General features: G+C 37.1%; 15 protein-coding genes and 1 tRNA gene. 8 read left to right on the top strand and 8 right to left on the bottom strand.

The features are described from left to right. Positions 1–280: 280 nt before the first annotated feature. The 5 genes from GQN54_RS04280 to GQN54_RS04260 all read right to left on the bottom strand — a co-directional run bounded on the left by GQN54_RS04280 (position 281) and on the right by GQN54_RS04260 (position 9,271). A complete protein-coding gene (locus GQN54_RS04280; RefSeq protein ID WP_160632272.1) occupies positions 281–5,578 on the bottom strand; it encodes a PKD domain-containing protein in 5,298 nt (1,765 codons plus the stop codon). A gap of 184 nt (positions 5,579–5,762) precedes the next feature. Further along, positions 5,763–6,995, bottom strand: coding sequence for an ATP-dependent Clp protease ATP-binding subunit ClpX (gene clpX / locus GQN54_RS04275; RefSeq protein WP_160632271.1), 1,233 nt, complete (start codon positions 6,993–6,995; stop codon positions 5,763–5,765). Positions 6,996–7,070: 75 nt separating this feature from the next. After that, positions 7,071–7,733 (bottom strand): ATP-dependent Clp endopeptidase proteolytic subunit ClpP, encoded by a 663-nt coding sequence (clpP, locus tag GQN54_RS04270; RefSeq protein ID WP_160632270.1) that lies wholly within the window; start codon positions 7,731–7,733, stop codon positions 7,071–7,073. Positions 7,734–7,757: 24 nt separating this feature from the next. Next, a complete protein-coding gene (gene tig, locus GQN54_RS04265; protein WP_160632269.1) occupies positions 7,758–9,110 on the bottom strand; it encodes a trigger factor in 1,353 nt (450 codons plus the stop codon). Between the two features lie 79 nt (positions 9,111–9,189). Beyond that, positions 9,190–9,271 (bottom strand) — tRNA-Leu (locus tag GQN54_RS04260). A 149-nt stretch (positions 9,272–9,420) separates the two neighbouring features. On the opposite strand from GQN54_RS04260, the gene GQN54_RS04255 reads away from it, so the two are divergent. Next, positions 9,421–10,284 (top strand): flavin reductase family protein, encoded by an 864-nt coding sequence (locus GQN54_RS04255; RefSeq protein WP_160632268.1) that lies wholly within the window; start codon positions 9,421–9,423, stop codon positions 10,282–10,284. A gap of 60 nt (positions 10,285–10,344) precedes the next feature. On the opposite strand, the gene GQN54_RS04250 is transcribed toward GQN54_RS04255, so the two are convergent. Further along, positions 10,345–10,602, bottom strand: coding sequence for a type B 50S ribosomal protein L31 (locus GQN54_RS04250; RefSeq protein ID WP_160632267.1), 258 nt, complete (start codon positions 10,600–10,602; stop codon positions 10,345–10,347). A 181-nt stretch (positions 10,603–10,783) separates the two neighbouring features. On the opposite strand from GQN54_RS04250, the gene serC reads away from it, so the two are divergent. The 6 genes from serC to GQN54_RS04220 are packed head-to-tail and all read left to right on the top strand — an operon-like array spanning position 10,784 to position 15,648. After that, positions 10,784–11,857, top strand: a complete 1,074-nt coding sequence (gene serC, locus GQN54_RS04245; RefSeq protein ID WP_160632266.1) for a 3-phosphoserine/phosphohydroxythreonine transaminase — start codon at positions 10,784–10,786, stop codon at positions 11,855–11,857. A 28-nt stretch (positions 11,858–11,885) separates the two neighbouring features. Further along, on the top strand, positions 11,886–12,845 hold the full coding sequence (locus GQN54_RS04240; RefSeq protein WP_160632265.1) for an NAD(P)-dependent oxidoreductase: 960 nt from the start codon (positions 11,886–11,888) through the stop codon (positions 12,843–12,845). 39 nt (positions 12,846–12,884) lie between these two features. Beyond that, on the top strand, positions 12,885–14,135 hold the full coding sequence (locus tag GQN54_RS04235) for a DUF1015 domain-containing protein (protein WP_160632264.1): 1,251 nt from the start codon (positions 12,885–12,887) through the stop codon (positions 14,133–14,135). Further along, entirely contained in the window at positions 14,132–14,803 is a 672-nt protein-coding gene (locus GQN54_RS04230) for a YggS family pyridoxal phosphate-dependent enzyme (RefSeq protein ID WP_160632263.1), read from the top strand. The genes GQN54_RS04235 and GQN54_RS04230 overlap by 4 nt, the downstream gene beginning before the upstream one ends. 36 nt (positions 14,804–14,839) lie before the next feature. Further along, complete coding sequence (locus GQN54_RS04225) at positions 14,840–15,376, top strand: HEAT repeat domain-containing protein (RefSeq protein WP_160632262.1); 537 nt, start codon at positions 14,840–14,842, stop codon at positions 15,374–15,376. Between the two features lie 2 nt (positions 15,377–15,378). Beyond that, entirely contained in the window at positions 15,379–15,648 is a 270-nt protein-coding gene (locus GQN54_RS04220; RefSeq protein ID WP_160632261.1) for a DUF493 family protein, read from the top strand. Positions 15,649–15,770: 122 nt separating this feature from the next. Here the strand turns inward: GQN54_RS04220 and GQN54_RS04215 are convergent, their stop codons facing one another. Further along, positions 15,771–16,610, bottom strand: a complete 840-nt coding sequence (locus tag GQN54_RS04215; RefSeq protein WP_235932961.1) for a DUF3108 domain-containing protein — start codon at positions 16,608–16,610, stop codon at positions 15,771–15,773. A 28-nt stretch (positions 16,611–16,638) separates the two neighbouring features. Here GQN54_RS04215 and GQN54_RS04210 point away from each other — a divergent pair, with 28 nt between their 5' ends. Further along, the gene (locus GQN54_RS04210) at positions 16,639–16,842 is read left to right on the top strand and encodes an RNA-binding S4 domain-containing protein (RefSeq protein ID WP_235932960.1); all 204 of its coding nucleotides are present in this window, start codon (positions 16,639–16,641) and stop codon (positions 16,840–16,842) included. Here GQN54_RS04210 and GQN54_RS04205 read toward each other — a convergent pair. Then, complete coding sequence (locus GQN54_RS04205) at positions 16,839–19,241, bottom strand: M1 family metallopeptidase (protein WP_160632259.1); 2,403 nt, start codon at positions 19,239–19,241, stop codon at positions 16,839–16,841. The two genes, GQN54_RS04210 and GQN54_RS04205, sit on opposite strands and share 4 nt — an antisense overlap. Positions 19,242–19,245: the final 4 nt, after the last annotated feature.

Below are 19,245 nucleotides of genomic sequence, written 5' to 3'. Positions count from 1 at the left end.
GTAGGTTTAGTAAAAAGCATGTGTATCAAATTTACAGGAAAAATTGAAAAAATACTAAATCAAAAGCTAAACAACTTTCAAAAGTTATTCAATATCAACCCTATTAAAAATCTTCTCATCGTTTGCTTCTGGTAAGTTAAGCACAAAAAAAATATCGTAATCATATAAATTACGATATTTTCCACTAATTAATTTTGAGTACTAACTCTCATTTATCGAAGTTAATAGAGGGAGATGCACTACAACTGCATTCCCCCCCTATTAATTCCATCCTTTTTTATTACTTCATAATAATAAGGGTTTCTGTTTTAATTGAATTATTACCAATAAATTGAATGTGGTATGGTCCTAGCGGAAGATCTTGTAAATTAAATTCGAAATCACGAGGAGTTTCAACATTCAATGTATGCTTAAATACTGCCTTTCCGGTAATATCAAAGATTGAGATCTCATAGTTACCAACCTCAGGAACATTCACTTTCAACAAACCACTAGATGGATTAGGATAGAAAGTAATTTCTCCTTTCTCACTATTTCCAAATCTATTTTGGCTTTCTATCCCTTTGGAAGACTTCGTTCTTGAACTAGCGTCTGCATCCCCACATTTTGGGAAGTCAATACATACAGTAAACGAACAAGTTGTTTGATCACATTCATTGGTGATAATGACCTCGAAACAAACTTTACCTCCAGGGTAGTAATTCGAACCAACAGTCCATTTTCCATGAATAAAACTTCCATATGGAGTGATTGTACTTGGTGTACTAATAACACTTCCTACTGGAGGAATAATTTGATAAGAATATTGATCACATTTTTTACCGAAAGGAGCAAAATCAATACCCATTCCAAACTCGTATACTACTCCAACAGAAGTATGAACACATTCCACATACTCAAAGTAAGCCTTACCTTCACATGGATCGCTACAAGCTGTTAACATAAGGTCTACTTCACAAGAGTATCCATCACATCCATCCAATGTTTCTACATACAAACGTATAGTATAAGCTCCAGGAGTCGTAATCGACAGATCAGCAACAGCACCTGTTCCAGATGCAATTGGATTCCAATTCACACCATCGAAGCGCTCCCATCTCCAATTCTGGAAAGTTCCTGGAATTCCTGGGAAATTATAAGCCGTTCCAGATTCTATACAGTCTGAATAACAACCGCACATGAAGCTACAGAAGTTTGGAAGCTCATGTACTTCAGTAAAGCTATAATTAGAACAACCATTAATATCCGTACCTACAGCGTAATATTTACCAGCACTAATGGCCGAAGTAGAAACACCAACATCACCAGTTGTCCATGATATACTATTGTATAATCCCGGATTAGTCACTGTTAACAACACAGGGCTATCAGGACACGCAGGAACTGGATTTGTTGTAATAACTGGTGCAGCCGGAAGGCCGAACACCTCAACTGGGAATAAAAATGACTCTTTTACACAGTTTGGTGAGGTTGTACTTAATTCAACTTTAAATACATGATTTCCTATTGGAAGACCTCCTGCCATTGTTAACTGTGGATTGGTAGATCCAGCTGAAGTAAATGGTGCTCCTCCAATAGACACCAACCATTGGTATCCATAAGAGTTTCCATAATTACATGTCAAATTGATATCATCACCAATGCAATATTCATCCAAGCCAGTTATGATTGCATCTGGAATTTCAACTACTTCTACAGTTGCAGGCCCGAAACTTTGGAAACATCCATAAGAATCTGTAACACCTAAATAATGCGTAGAGGTTTGTGTAGTAGTTGTTGCGCTTGATGCAGCTGTACCTGTAGTAGTTCCATCACTCCATAAGTAGTTATAAGGTGCTGATGAAGGTGATGTTGTATTCGTAAAAACAATACTTGCTACTGTTCCCGGACACATTGGTGAAACTGGAGTCACATTAATATTGCCTGAAATGGCATTTGCTTTAACCGTAATGGTTTGATTCACACTGGTACTTGTACATCCAAACTCATCAGTAACCATTAGGTTAGCAGAATACGTTCCAGGTGTTGTATAAGTCTTATCAGGACTTTGCGTCAATATTCCAGAACCATCTCCGAAATTCCAATCCCAACTTACAATATTACCTGCTGATAAATCTGTAAAAGAAAGAGGATTTCCTTCACATACAACAGGGTTCACTACAGAGAAATCTGCATTAGCATTCTCTGGCATCGTGAATGTATTCACATAAGTACAGGAAGCATTAATTGTTTGGCCACCCCATGTATATGTTCTTGTTTCCTGGAGTGTTACTTGAATAACATTTCCTCCTATTAATCCTGGCACTCCCATATAGTCCTGACTTGTTGACGTTCCTAAAGTGGTAGCCGCCGTCATATCATATACCGTCCATAAATGGGTGAATAGCGATAATGGTCCATGCACAACATCTGTAGTGTTAATTAAATTAACTAAGAATGTATTTCCGGAAGGACAACTAATATTCAACTCATAATTAGCTACTACTGGTACAACAACGTTAAAGGTGTAGATTTTGTCGCACAATGGCGCACCATATGAAGCAATTACAGTAACAGGGTAAACTCCACTAGCAGGAAATTGGAACGTAGGCATATAACCAGTTGCAGACCCTAAGTCAGCAAAATTCCATCTCACTTGAGTAGGAGTCAAACCAAGTGCAGTTGCATTAAACCTTACAACATCGCAACCTGGAGAAGGTGCATTTTGATATACGTTATAGGTATAAGATATAGAAGATCCATGATTGGTGCAGCTAGGAGGAGGACCACATCTTCTTACTCTAACAATATTGGTTGTAGATGAACAACCGTTGGCATCAGTAATAACAACGGAATAATTACCTGCATCAGCTGGATTATTTCCAATAGTATGGTTCGGCCCAGTTACTCCAAGAATTACAGATGCGCCATGATACCAAGTATAAGTATATGGACCTGTTCCTTGTACACTCACGAAGAAATCGACTATATTATTATCGATACAGTTTTTATCTCCAGAATAGGTTAAGTTGGCTACAGGTGCCGGATTAACCGTCACATTCTGAGTTACAGTATGAGTTGTACTACAATTTGTTGCAGTTCCAGTAATCACAAAAGATCCACTAGTAGGAAAGTTATAACTAATTACACTACCTGTACCTGGTAAAGTCACTGTCGCGCCTGTTGCTATGTTTTGTACAGTCCAAGTATGCGGTCCAGGTACTCCCATTGTAAAAGAAGAAGTCCAGGTTCCACCACTATTTTGACAAACCACAGACGGTCCACTAATACTCATTACTGGATTCGTCACATTTACATTATACGCTACAGCACTTCCTGGCACATTACACGTGGTAGGTGTTAAGACTACTGAAGCAGGACCAGAATAATTATTCCAAATCACAGAAATATTAGTCGTCCCTTGTCCACTTACTACACTACCGGCATTTGCAGGAACTATAGACCAGCTATATCCATCTAAAGAAAGTGGCATACTGTATCCTATTGGTGCGCCTGTTGGTGTGTTTGCACAAACTGTTGTTGGGCCTGTAAAGTCAGACTGCGTAATTACAGGAGGCACCTTTTCATTAATAACTACTAAATAATCATCAGAAGGACAATCATTTTGCTTTGAAACATGGCGTAAAATAATTGTTTTAACACCAGCTCCCCATGTCACACTAACGGAGTTCCCATTGGATGTGGTAACAGTTCCTCCATTATTTACTTCCCATTCTAAATAATAATCAGAAGAAATTGGACTTGCTGTGTAAATGGATGCTTCATTAATACAAACTATAATAGGGCCATTTATTACAGTCGGTGTTGGTGGTTTTGCAATTACAGTAAAACCATGAACTGCATAATCATTACAGTAATCTCTTGGGGAACTCACATCTTGTGCAGTCACAGTATATGTCCCAGGAGTGAGAGAACCTGGCACATTAAAAGAGCTTGAAACTGAACCACTAGAAGCAACGATTGTTCCTGATTGGTTAGTTACCACCCAAGTCAATTGACTACCTGCTGGTCCGTTTACAGTTAATGGACTACCCGCACATACTTTAGAGGCTCCATTAATTTCAAAAGGAGATAAAACTCTCACATTAAAATCACTAGAACTTCCACTACAACTTAAAAAATTATTGTCATATTCAACGGTTACTGTATAAGTACCAGGAGAATAAAATTGATACCATAGTTCATTACTGGTTTCCGCAACTGGATTTCCATTAACCTTCCAAGTATAAATAGTACCAGGATAACATGGAACCTCAAAGAAGCCCGCTTCTCCAACACAAACAACCTCATCTCCTTCGATGTTAATGGTATTAGGAATTATTGGGATATTAACAGTGGTCATAGCATCACAAACACTTCCGCAACCTGACAATACCAAACTAATAGTACCAACAGGCCCAGACCCCCAGTAAACATCAATTGAAGTAACGTCGACTCCGTCTGCTGTTTGTGGAGTTATAGTCGCTCCACCTGCGGCTCCTGTTATAGTTCCATTATTCGAAATAACCCATTCGTAGTATCCTCCGACACATGGAGTTGGCAAAATTGCATTATAAGTAAATGTACCATTATCACACACCACATTCTGACAAACAATCTCAGGACCTACTTCGTTTCTAACTTTTACGTTAATATAGGAAGTATCCAAACAGTGACATTCATTTTCTACAATTTGAGTCACTAAGTAATTTCCAGGAGTGGTATAGGTTTCACAAGGATTTTGAAGATTAGAAGAATTAGAATTTCCAAAATCCCACGACCAACTGCTAGCTCCGGAAGAGAGATCATTAAAACAAACGGTGCTATTCAAACAAATTTCTATTGTATTCGCCCCTACAATAGTCTGAGAAGACCCAATTGGGCCACCATGATCAACTTCAAATTTTGCAATAGGTTTATCTACAATTACAATACAAGTAGTATCTGTTTGCGTACATCCTGCCGGAGTAGTTTCAGTCACTACCACATAAGCTTGTCCTGGACTTCCCCAAGTAACAGTCGCAGAATTAGTCGTTGCTCCTGATATCGAGGTATAAGCTCCAATAACTGTCCATTGATACGTATTTCCCGCTACATTGGGTGTTGTATAAGTCACCGGACTATCCTCACAAACTGTTTCACATTCAAAAAGATCGGGCTTTTGTGGAGCTATAAATCGATTCTCCTTTTCCCTGACTGGGTCTGTGACGCAATCGCTATCAAAGTCTGAAACAATGAGCGGATTGGGAGCTACATTAACCGTTACATTCAACGTAAGGTTAGATACTAATACTCCTCCGGAGTACTCTTGCAATCCAACTGTATGCGGACCAGGGACTGCTAATCCCCAAGTAACAGTAAATGTCGCATTACCAGTACCCGCATTAATAGTTGCGATACCAGTTCCTCCGGTCGCACTCCAATTATAGACATTCCCGGCGCTGTAGGGAAACGTATAAGTAACTATATCTCCTTCACAAACAGAAACTGCCCCACTTATACTTGGAGCTGCTGCATTTACGATAAAAGGAGAAAGAAAAAACAATAAGGTTAGTACTAGGCTGGTCTTATTACGCCAACACTTTTTAATTTTTTTCATCTGATAAAGGGTTAGGTTAGTTTATAAATAATATCATTATAAATTTGACTAACTATATCAGAAATTCAATGACCCAATTGGAATCTGGTGATTTTCAATTAGAATTTAGTATAGAATTAACGGAATCAAGTAAAAACCAACTAGCGGCAATTATTCAAAATACCACGTAAATAAAAAAAGGTAGCTAAGAGGCTACCTTTAATTTTTTCAATGTTGATTGTTCCACTTTACTTTCAGCATATTCTTTGGTAATCTTCAGTTCTTTCTGCTTGCTATCACTTGGAATCTCAAACATTGCATCCAGCATTATTGCCTCACAAATAGAACGCAATCCTCTTGCGCCCAATTTATATTGGTCGGCTTTTTCAACGATGTAGTCCAAAGCTGAGGCCTCAAATGTCAAATTCACACCATCTATTTCAAACAATTTTGTAAACTGCTTCGCAATAGCATTCTTAGGCTCAGTCAGTATTCTTCTAAGCGCTGCAGCATCTAATGGATGTAAATAACTCAATACTGGAATACGTCCAATTAACTCAGGAATTAACCCAAAAGTTTTAATGTCATGAGGAGCAACGTACTTTAACAATTGATCCATATCAATTTCTTCGTCCTCATTTCGACTTTTATACCCGATGGCATTTGTTTTCAACCGTTTTGCAATCACTTTATTGATGCCATCAAAAGCTCCTCCACATATAAACAGAATATTCTTAGTGTCTACTGAAACCATTTTTTGTTCTGGGTGCTTCCTTCCTCCTTGAGGTGGTACATTAACAGTAGCACCTTCAAGTAATTTAAGTAATGCCTGTTGCACACCTTCTCCTGAAACATCTCTAGTAATGGAAGGATTGTCACTCTTACGGGCAATTTTATCTACCTCATCTATAAAGACTATACCACGCTGTGCTGCTTCAACATCATAATTGGCTGCTTGCAATAACCTGGATAAAATACTTTCAACATCCTCCCCTACATACCCGGCTTCTGTCAAAACTGTAGCATCAGCAATACAAAAAGGGACATTTAACAATTTGGCTATAGTTTTGGCCATTAACGTCTTACCTGTTCCCGTTTCTCCAACCAATAAAATATTTGATTTCTCAATTTCTATCTCATCATCAGCAACAGACTGATCTAGCCTCTTGTAATGGTTGTATACCGCAACTGCCAATACCTTCTTCGCCTCATCCTGCCCAATAATATAGTCGTCCAAATAGGTTTTAATATCCTTTGGTTTCAAATTATTATAGGCTGGTTTATTACTTTGTTTGGGTGCTAATTCTTCCTTAACGATCGCCTCCGCTTGTGAGATACAACTGTCGCATATGTGTCCTGTAATCCCTGCTATTAATACGTGCGTATCTTTTTTGTCTCTTCCACAAAAGGAACAATGTATATTTTGTTTCTCTGCCATAGTCTATTATACTGAAATTAAAAGCCGCCCCGATTTAGTCGAGGCGGCTTCAAAGTTAATTATTTTTTCTGAGGACTATTTCCTAACTAACACTTCATCAATCATTCCATATTCCTTAGCTTCATCTGCTTTCATCCAATAATCACGATCGGAATCCTTTTCAACCTTCTCAAAAGGCTGACCTGAATGCTTAGCAATAATTTCATACAACTCCTCTTTCATTTTCAACACTTCTTTCAAAGCTATCTCCATATCAGAGGCCATCCCTTGTGTTCCGGCTGAAGGCTGATGAATCATTACTCGCGAGTGAGGCAATGCTGTTCTTTTTCCATGAGCACCTGCACATAACAGCACTGCTCCCATAGATGCAGCCATTCCTGTACAAATAGTTGCTACATCTGGTGAAATATATTGCATCGTATCATATATTCCTAAACCTGCATAAACAGAACCTCCCGGAGAGTTTAAATAGATTTGAATATCCTTTTTATTGTCTACCGACTCTAAAAACAACAATTGTGCTTGAATGATATTGGCCATTTGATCATTTACTCCTGTTCCTAGAAAGATAATTCTATCCATCATCAGTCGAGAGAATACGTCCATTTGAGCAACATTTAATTGACGCTCTTCGATAATATATGGTGTCATTGAAGCATCAATATAATTATCCAAGTGCATTCCACTTATTCCTTTGCCTTTTACTGCAAATTTTCTAAACTCATTCTTATCGAACATGGTATCTCTTAATTTAACTCGTTACTATTTTCTTTTAGCTTCGGCTAATTTAACGAATTCGTCATAAGTAACAGACTTCTCTTTAATCTTAAAATTGTTATTGTACAATTGGATTAATTTCTGCTGATAAAGTTGCTCATAAATTTGGCGCGCTTCGTCCTGATTTTGCAATACTCTATTAGCAGTATCGGTTAATTCAGCCTCATCCATAAAGTTTTGTCCCATACCAGCCATCTGTTGTTGAATTAATGATTTAGTGTAATCAACTACCTCATCACGACTTACTTCTAGCTTATTATCTTTGATGATTTTATTCTCTATCAATTGCCATCTCAAACCTACTGCATACTTGTCATACTCTGACTCAATTTGCTCTTTAGTAACTGGTTTTTCATTGGCCACCATCAACCATCTTTTTAAGAACTCATCTGGAAGCTCAATTTTTGTTTTCTCAATAAGAGTATCTTGCACTTCTCTATTCAATAACTGATCTGAATTTTGACTAAAACTCTTCTCTAATTCCTCTTTAATCTTGTCTCTGAACTGTTCCTCAGAAGTAACAACATCCTTACCATAAAGCTTATCAAAAAATTCTTGATTTAAGTCTGCAGGAACCATTCGATTAATCTTTTCAACGGTAAAATTAAAATCACCATCGATTGACGCAGCTTGAGTTTCATCAATCCCTAACCACGATTTAATGTAATTGGCTCCACCCATTTTAGCAGGATTTACAACTACTGTATCTCCAGGTTTTAAACCTGTTAGTTTCTTAACAATTGACTTATCTGCAACAGAAACTATATTTAAGACACTACTATTATAAATTCCAGCTTCTTTTACTTCACCCTTTTCATTCAGCTCAACAAACTTTCCGTATAACATATCATCTGCAGCGGAAACATCTGCATTCTCCATTTTGCCATATCTTTTGGCAATCTCGTTCACATTCTGATCAATTAATTTGTCATCAATCTTTACGATTACTTTTTCAAATTTATGCTTGTCAGAAACCTCTACCTCAAACTGAGGCGCTATCCCAATTTCATAGGTAAATTCAAACTCCGTTTGAGTTGCAAAATCGATTCTATCTTGCTGCTTTGGAATGGGATTTCCAAGCATATCAATCTTATTTTCAGATATATATTTATACAACTCGTCAGATAAGAGTTTATTTATCTCATCAACCAATACGCTAATACCAACTTGCTTTTTAATTACACCCATTGGCACCATTCCTTTTCTAAATCCTGGGATAGTGGCCTTTTTTCTGTGTTCTTTCAAAACAGCATCCACCTTATCCTGATAATCAGCAGGTGTTACTTTTAAGGTTAATTCTGCATTTAATTGATCGATGTCTTTTCTTGTTACGTCCATTGTAAATAGAATAAATGTATTTAAATTAAAAATGGCATAATGCGAAGGACTTACCTTAGCTTTATACCATTCTTTGTAGTGCGGATGAAGGGACTCGAACCCCCAAGCCTCGCGGCACTAGATCCTAAGTCTAGCGTGTCTACCAATTTCACCACATCCGCCAATAAAATCTCCTTTTAAAAACGAGAGGGCAAAGATACCTTTTTTCGAATAATATACAGCGATATTGAAAAAAATATTTAATCCAATACAAATAACTTTTTAAAGCCTTAGTGATATCATTAAATTTGACCAAGAAAAAATATAATCCATGATCAAAATAAACCCCAAAGACGTCACTGTCCCAGAATTACAAAGACACCTTCAATCTGCAATTGGGCCCAGGCCGATTGCCTTCGCAAGTACCATTGATAAAGATGGAAATCCTAACTTATCTCCTTTTAGTTTTTTTAATGTATTCAGTGCCAACCCACCGATACTCGTTTTTTCTCCTGCTAGAAGTGGGCGAACCAACACCACTAAAGACACCTACAATAACGTTAAGGAAGTAGACGAAGTAGTAATCAACATCGTAAATCACGATATCGTTCACCAAATGTCTCTCTCCAGTTCTGCCTATCCCAAAGAAGTGAATGAGTTCATAAAAGCAGGCTTTACCCCAATTGAATCCGAATTAATTCGACCAGCAAGGGTTAAAGAATCTCCAGTACAAATGGAATGCAGGGTTAAACAAGTCATTGAATTAGGTGACCAAGGTGGCGCAGGGAACTTAATCATATGTGAAGTTCTATTGATGCACATAGATGAAAGCATATTAGATAGTAACGGTCAAATCGATCAGCACAAAATAGATTTAGTGGGACGAATGGGCGCTAATTGGTACGTTCGTGCGAATAACGATGCTCTTTTCGAAGTTGACAAACCCATCACCACTTTAGGTATCGGATTTGACAACATTCCTGATGCTATAAAAAATAGTGAAATCCTTTCAGGAAATGATTTGGGGATGCTTGGAAATATAGAAGCATTACCAACAGAAGAAGAGATCCGCTCTTTTGGAGAACAAAACAACTTGTCCGATTTTAAGGAAAAGGAACGACACGAAGCTGCTAAACACTTATTGAGTCAAAAAAACACCATTGATGCATGGAAAACGTTACTCTTCAAAAAATAGCAACACAAAAAAGGCTTCGAAAAAATTCGAAGCCTTTTTTACAATTATCTTATTGAAAGATTACTTCTTTTTGAAGCTCTTGTATCTGCTATTAAATTTATCAATACGACCTGCAGTATCGATTAATTGTAATTTACCAGTGTAAAATGGGTGAGATTTGTGAGAAATCTCCAATTTTACTACAGGATATTCATTTCCATCTTCCCACTCTATTGTTTCTGTTGTCTCAGCAGTTGATCTAGTAATAAAAGCATAGTCGTTAGACATGTCTTTAAATACTACCATTCTATAGTTGTCTGGGTGGATATCATTCTTCATCTTATTCCTCTTTAAAAATTTTAAGGACGCAAAGATATGAATAATCTATTTTTTACAAGTCTTTTTTAATAAAAAAATGAATTATATATATTTTATAATTATTTAATCCTTAAATGGCTTTTCTAATTCACTTTGTGCAAAATATTTTGCAATTTTGAAGGAAATATAAAAACAACTCATCATGACTAAAGTTCACAATTATAGTGCAGGACCTTGTATACTGCCACAAGAAGTATTAAAACAAGCATCTGAGGCTGTAATCAACTTCAATAATTTAAACCTATCTATTTTAGAGATATCTCACAGAAGCAAAGATTTTATTGAGGTAATGGACAATGCAATTGCATTAGTGAAGGAGTTATTAAATGTTCCTAGTGGATATAGCGTGTTATTCTTGCAAGGTGGTGCAAGTTTAGGTTTTTACATTTCCGCAATTAACGTCATGAAAAAAGATGGAAAAGGCGCCTACCTTGACACAGGTGTTTGGAGCGCGAAAGCCATTAAAGAAGCAAAAAGGCTAGGATCCGTTGAAGTGATCGCTTCTAGTAAAGACAAAAATTACAATTCTATTCCAAAATCATTTGAAGTTCCTGGAGATGCAGATTACTTGCACTATACTTCTAACAATACCATATATGGAACACAGTTCAAAACTGTTCCACAATCCAGCATTCCTTTGATTTGCGACATGTCTTCTGATATTTTCAGCAAAGAAATTGATGTCAGCAAATACGACATGATCTATGCCGGAGCACAAAAAAACATGGGTCCAGCTGGAACAACCTTATATATTGTAAAAGATGAATTGCTAGGTAAGACAGGAAGAGACATCCCTTCAATGCTAGATCTACAGGTGCACATTGAGAAAGAATCTATGTTCAACACCCCACCCGTATATCCTATTTATGTTTCTATGCTGAACTTACAGTGGTTGAAGAAAAACGGTGGTGTAAAATGGATAGAAGGAATCAATAATCAAAAAGCTGAATTACTGTACGCAGAAATCGACAGAAACCCCTTATTTAAAGGTATTGTTGAAAAAGAAGATCGTTCGAATATGAACGTAACATTTGTTTTAACTGACGAATCTAAAAGCGAGGCTTTTGATGCAGCTTGGAAAGCAGCGAACATTAGTGGTATTAAAGGTCATCGATCTGCAGGTGGTTATAGAGCATCTATGTATAATGCATTGCCACTAGAAAGTGTACAAGCATTAGTTGATGTAATGCAAGCATTTGAAAAAACTAATGGTTAATTATAAATAGACACCCAAAACTATAAAAATGAAAATTTTAGCAAACGATGGAATCGCTCCATCAGGCAAAAAATTATTAGAGGATAACGGATATACAGTCATCACTGAAACAGTTCCTCAGGATCAATTGGCAGATGCTATTAACAATGAAAACTATGAAGTAGTATTGGTTAGAAGTGCTACTACCGTTAGAAAAGAAGTGATTGATAATTGTCCAAATCTAAAAATGATTGGACGAGGTGGTGTTGGAATGGATAACATTGATGTCGCATATGCTGAAAGCAAAGGTATTTATGTATTCAATACTCCTGCAGCATCTAGTCAAAGTGTAGCTGAATTAGTTATGGCTCACTTATTTGGTGCTGTAAGATTTTTAGACGCCTCTAACCGCGCTATGCCAACTGAGGGAGCCGAAAATTTTAAAGGCTTAAAGAAAGCCTATGCTAAAGGAATAGAACTTAGAGGCAAAACAATAGGAATCATTGGGTTTGGCAGAATTGGCCAAGCGGTAGCTTCCTACGCATTAGGTTGCGGAATGAAGGTGATGGCATCAGCACCAGGACTAGAAACTACTAATGTCAGTATAGTGATTGAGGGACACGGAACAGTGTCTGTTGCAATTGCTCCTTCAACAATGGAAGAAGTTTTGAAAAACAGTGATTTCATCAGTATGCACACCCCTGCTCTAGCAAAACCAATTATTGGAAAAGCACAGTTTGACTTAATGAAAAGCGGTGCGATTCTAGTAAATGCAGCAAGAGGTGGTGTAGTTGATGAAAATGCACTAATCGAAGCACTTGACAATGGTAAATTAGCACACGCTTGCTTAGACGTTTTTGAAAACGAACCCAAACCTAGAGTTGACTTATTGCAACACAACAAAATTTCACTAAGCCCTCATATTGGAGCTGCTACAGTGGAAGCCCAAGACAGAATAGGCACTGAATTGGCAGAATTAATCATGGCTAAAAAAGCGGAACTAGTTTAATAACTAGTTCCCTTACTGTTACATTTTAATCTTCATCAATTGGCAGAAGTAATTCCTTTTCGCGCCTTCAGACCAGTGCGCGACAAAGTTCATTTAGTAGCATCACGTTCTTATGTGTCCTATAAAAAAAGTGACCTTAAGAATAAATTGGACGAAAATCCTTTTACCTTTTTACATGTTATTAATCCTGAGCACACCTTAAAAGTAGGTACAAAGGCAAATAGTGCAGCTCGCTTTAGATTAGTAAAAACAAGATTTGATCAATTTGTTGCGGAAGAAACCATAAAGCAGGATGACAAGGCCGCTTATTATTTGTATCGACAAATCAAAAATGGTCATCCTTATATTGGTATTATTGCTTGTGCCAGTGTTGCTGACTATTACAACAATGTGATAAAGAAGCATGAAGCAACCATAACCAAAAGAGAAAAACTTTTTAAAAACTACTTGGGTTATGTAGAAATTAATGCAGAGCCGGTTTGTTTTACCTATCCAAACGAACCGAAAATTGATGAAATTTCAGCTAGAAAAATGACACATACTCCTGAATATGACTTCACGACCACAAATCGTGTACGTCATACGTTTTGGGTGATTGATAACGAAAAAGAGGTTTCTGAGATTAAGTCAGCTTTCACACATTTACCCGCAGTATACATTGCCGATGGACACCATCGCTCTGCTTCATCGGCACTTCTTGGAAAGGAAAAAAGAAAAAAGCACTCGGGTGGAGCAATTCCAACCGATTATTTTATGGGAATTTTTATTCCTGAAAGCAACTTAAAGATCTACGAATTCAACCGCCTTATAACCAACATTGGAAACCATACAAAAGACACATTAATCAATGCTATTGAAAAACAGTTTATAGTTTCAGCAAAGGGATGTGAACAGTATCAACCTCAAAAGGTACATGAAATTAGCATGTACATTGAAGGCGAGTGGTATTGTTTAGAGCCTAAAGAGGGCACCTTCCAAGAGGCAAACCCTGTAGAAGTTTTGGACGTATCAATTTTATCGAATAATATTCTAGAACCAATTTTGGGTATTAATGACTTAAAAACTGACCCAAGAGTATTGTTCATGGGAGGACTGGAAGGTTTACATCGACTTCAACAAGAGGTTGATCAAAAGCGAGCCAAAGTAGCGTTTGCTCACTACCCTGTTACTATAGAACAATTAAAAGCTGTGGCAGATGCCGATCTGATAATGCCACCCAAAAGTACTTGGATCGAACCAAAACTAAGAAGCGGATTGACTGTTTATAGTATTGAAAACAGAATGGAATGAGCATAGCAGAAAATTTATCATTTTATAAAGAAGAAGTTGGTCCGGAGGTGACTTTAGTTGCCGTTTCAAAAACAAAGCCCAATGAAGACATTTTAGCAGCTTACGCAGCTGGACAGCGGATTTTTGGTGAAAACAAAGCGCAAGAAATGACAACGAAGTATGAAGCGCTGCCAAAAGACATTGAATGGCATATGATTGGCCACTTACAGCGAAATAAGGTGAAATATATAGCTCCTTACGTTTCCCTTATTCATTCTGTTGATAGTCTTCGACTTTTAAAAGAAATCAATAAAGAAGCTCAGAAAAATAATCGCACCATCCCTTGTTTGTTACAGGTCTACATTGCTAAAGAAGAAAGCAAATTTGGTTTAGACGAGACAGAGGTGGTTGAACTTCTAGACAACCACTTACTCGAGTTACCCAACATCAAAATTGTTGGTCTGATGGGTATGGCCACCAATACAGACAACGAAGCAACAATAAAAAATGAATTTATTTCGTTGAACGTTTTTTTTAACCGATTGAAACAAACCCATTTTAGTAATGATCAAGGCTTTCAAGTTCTTTCGATGGGAATGAGCGGAGATTATTCTTTAGCAATTTCTTGCGGATCTAACATGGTACGGATTGGAAGTGCTATATTTGGCAGTAGAAACTATATCAATTAAATAAGCATAACGACTATTCGTTAACTAAAAATTATCATGAAAGAAGAAAAATCAGGAAGCAAAAAGTTAGAGCATTTAAAAACTCAATTGCTTTCTAATAGTGAACACACCGTTATTGAAGCCTTAGACGAAATCAGAACGGAAGGGGAAGCAGAAATTTTGCCAACCGTATTGGAATTACTTGCTGAAACCGACAATCCAGACATAGAGGCAGGAATTATTCAGCTATTGTTTGACTTACAAAGCGAAGACGCAGTTCCTTACCTTGTGGACGGCCTCAATAATCAGCGACTAAAGTACTTTCACAATTTTCTAATCTCTGCATTTTGGCAATCTTCATTAGATGGATCTGAGCACCTTACTTTGTTTGTGAACAAAGCTGTAAAAGGCGATTATATGATTTGTCTGGAAGCTCTTACAGTCATTGAAAACTTTGATTCGGTGTTTACCGTTGAAGAAGTCCAACATTGCGCCTCTATCCTCTCTGAAGGAATTGATCGTGAGAAACAAAAGGAGAAAAAAGAGTTACTGAAAAGTATGTTGGAGGTGGTAGAACAACTTGCAACAGAATAACAATGGAGAAAGATTACGATAATTTAAAGAACAAACTCGAAAAAGACTTCAGTTGGCCAAGCGTATACATGTTCAAATTTATTGTGCCGAGTGACAATCAAAAAATAGCCTTAGTAGAGAAAGAATTTGGAGATGAAGCCACTATCAATATTCGCCAATCCTCGGGAGGAAAATTCACAAGTATCACTGTAAAAGAATTGATGCTTAACCCAGAAGAAGTTATCAAGCGCTATCAAAAATTAGATGGAATCGAAGGAATCATGTCGTTGTAAAACGATGTGATTTTTTTTTGACAGCTAAAATTATTTCAATTCTTGTGTTCTTTTGGTTTGATTGTGGGTATTTAATACCGCATCATTAAATTTTCAAAAAATATCCTCATCCAATTAAAAACTCACTCCAAATCTCGAATCTTAGATTTCAATTGTAAATTCTTCCCTTCTATGCCATTAACTCTAGCCTTAATGGAACCCACTAAAATTGGTGTATCAATTAGTAATGGAATTTTATCCGCATCATCTGTCACCCAGACCGTCATGTCTTCGCCGGCGTTAAAAATGGTTCCTTCAATTAGCAAAGGCTTAAACTTAATGGTGCGAAAGACTCCCATACCTTTTACTTCTAACTCTTCTCGACCTAAAAAACGGATATATGACGAATGTTCTTCATTGTCCAAGAAAATGGTAATGGGAATGACATCGTTTACTTTCAGGCCAGAATAATCAATGTTTCTCGCGTGATAAATCATACTCAACACATCAAATGCACACTTTGAAAAATTAACAGTGTCTTTTTGTAATTCCGATTTTTTATCTGGCTTCCTCAAAGTAATGACTTTCCCACTTTTGTGATTGAAAACATAGTCTTCATAAATTTCATTGCTCCCCTCCTTCACATCCCGCTTAAACCGAATTGGTCGAAATGGAGCAACCTCAGCAATCACTTCATAGTTATCTCTCACTTTATATAGCCAATCGTATTTTTTGAAGGTCTGACCAACTCCTGAAATTTTAAAAAATGGCTTGGAATTTATGGCGGTAGAATCCACTCTAAAAGTAACGCTCCCAGCAGCCACCCACATAGCTCCCCAATTGCAATATATGGTGTAATCTACTTTTTCTCCATATGTGAATACATTGGACTTGTTTTTACACTCAATTGTTCGCGCTTGCCCATGAGCAAAAAAACAGCACATGATTAGAATAGAAATGAGACCAACTTTTAAAGTTTGCATAGCTTTACAAAATAAACAAAACCAACTGATGGAATTTAAAATAACCACTGAATACATAGAACTCATTAAACTCTTAAAAGTTTTAGGAATTGCAGAAACTGGTGGTCACGCCAAAGCTATCGTTGACGATGGTGAAGTTAAGTACAATGGAGTTGTAGATTATAGAAAACGACTAAAAGTTAGACCAGGCGACAAAATAGAAGTGGACGGAGAAACTATCAACGTTGTTTAATGCACTAAAAACTTTTTCAACGTATTCAATTCCTTCTCGGACCAATCATTTGACAAAATCACATTTCGGATCATCAACTGATACATCGTTTGGTTGTAGAAATGTTTAACTGTTCCATTCAACGGACCTCTTAAACGCGAATTTGGACTAAACAGTCCATCAATCAAATGAGTGATACCTTGCTCATTCATCACATTCATTCGCTCTAAAGCAGCTGCTGCATTTGTTCGTGTAATAAACTCATAAGAGTTGGATAAATACGAAATCAGCTCATCCAAATGATCTTCGTTTTGAGTGGTCATATAACTCCACTCCAACCACTTTATTCGGACATTCTTACTTCTATTGCCGATCCTACTTTTTGATAATTCCAAATATTTATCGACATCCTTTAAGCGATAAAAACACAACAAATCCAATGCTTTCTCTGCTATTATATTAGAAGAACTACTCAATAATGACACATATAAATGCTCCCTCACTTCATCAATAATAATCGTATTATTCAAAATGGTTTTATGAACTTCTACATCATCCATACTAAAAGCCTTGGAGAAAACCTCATAATTCTCAGGAAACGACAAATCCATCATGGCGTGAATCACCAATTCCGATTTCACATCTGTTGACGTTTCTTTTTCGAACATTCTTGCCACTTCTGCAGGAGTCAAAACACCTCTGAGCTCAATCAATGCTTCGTATCGATCTACTGCGTTGGGAGCATTTGTAGCTTGCGCTTTCAATTGCTCTAATGGTTTGTTAAAAGTAACTGCCTTGATGATCTCATTGTTTGGATCAAATAAGACAAAATCCACTTTCTTGCTCTCCTCTTTTGGTAAAGAAATAGAATGACTTTCATTTTCGATCCATTCTGTCTTTACTACTTTAGAACCATCTTTAAAATGAACTTCAAATTGAATCGGCATCTTAAACAACCCTACCAATTCATTTCGTTCATGAATTTGCTTCACCTCAAAGCGATACTCATTTTCTAATTCTTCGAAGTTCACTTTGTAATGCGGCTCTCCACCTTTCATCACCCATTGCTCCCAAAACCAGTCTAACGACAGTCCTAAATTTTCCTGAAAAGCAATCAAAAAATCTTCCGTATCAACAGTGCCGTATGCATGCTTTTTCAGATAGTATTGAATAGTACTAAAAAATTGCTCCTCGCCTACTACATTCTTCAACATATACAGTACTAAAGCGCCCTTTGGATAATGACGAACAGTTCCTGCTTGAGAATGAGCAATAGGCCTTAAATCTTTATTAGAAGCATCCAAGGATTGTTGAATATATCCCCTTCTCACAAAATCGAAGTAATCTTTTCCAAAAGCCTCTCCTTGATAGGTCATATCAAAATGTGTAGCGAAGCTTTCTTGCAACCAAGCATGAGTAGTTGTTCTTGCCGTTACCATATCTCCAAACCATTGGTGGGCCAATTCATGAGCATTCACTCTAACATAGTTCCGATCTAAAAACTCATTGCTATCCACTAAGTAAAAATCACCAAATATGGTAGCGGTTGTATTTTCCATGGCTCCATACATAAATTCCTGAACTGGTATTTGCGCATACGTTTCCCATGGATAGGCTACACCAAATTTCTCCTCAAAAAAATCGAACATGGCTACACTGTGGCGATAGGTTGGCTCTACTTTATTTTGCTCCCCTTTGTAATAATACAAACTCATCTCAACGCCAGAGGTAGACTTTCGTTTTTCAATCTCGTATTCACCAATACCCAACATAATTAAATATGGCGCATGCGGATGTGAAATTTCATAATTCCACAACTTATTGCCACCTTTCAGGCTTTTACTTTTCTTCAATATACCATTGGATAGCACCTGATATTGCTCCGGCATCGTTACTAGCATTTCGCTAATTACCTTGTCTGTCATGTCATCAAACATCGGTATCCAGTGGCGATTATCTATCCCTTGCCCTTGCGACCAAATTTGCTTTTTACTTAAGTTGTTTGGATCATTCCAACCTACGAAATATAATCCTTTTCTTGGGGTCGCTTCATAAGTAATGCTTAGGGTATGATTTGATTTCCAAACCAAAGCAGTTTCAAACTGAATCGTAATGATTTTATCATTGTACTCGTATTTCAAATCCTCTTCGCCCATTTTTATAGATTTTATATCCATATTGATGGCGTCCAGTTCGATGTGATCTACTGATTTTTGCAGCACAGTAAATTGGTGTTCTACTTTTCCTTTTACTAGTCCTTTTTCGGGTTCAAAACTAACCTCCAACTTCAGGTGCTGCATGTCTACAAAACGTTCGCGAGGCACTCTATTTTCATCTTCTAAAAAAGTTCGCACCACTACTTGTGCAAATGCAGAAGAAATTAAAAGTACGGCAGAAAGTGTTAAAAGGAATTTTCTCATCTCA

Source organism: Acidiluteibacter ferrifornacis, from assembly GCF_009909615.1.
GTDB classification, from domain to species: domain Bacteria; phylum Bacteroidota; class Bacteroidia; order Flavobacteriales_E; family Vicingaceae; genus Acidiluteibacter; species Acidiluteibacter ferrifornacis.
Note: the sequence above shows the minus strand (reverse complement) of the source record. Positions and strands in the feature narration are given on the sequence as shown.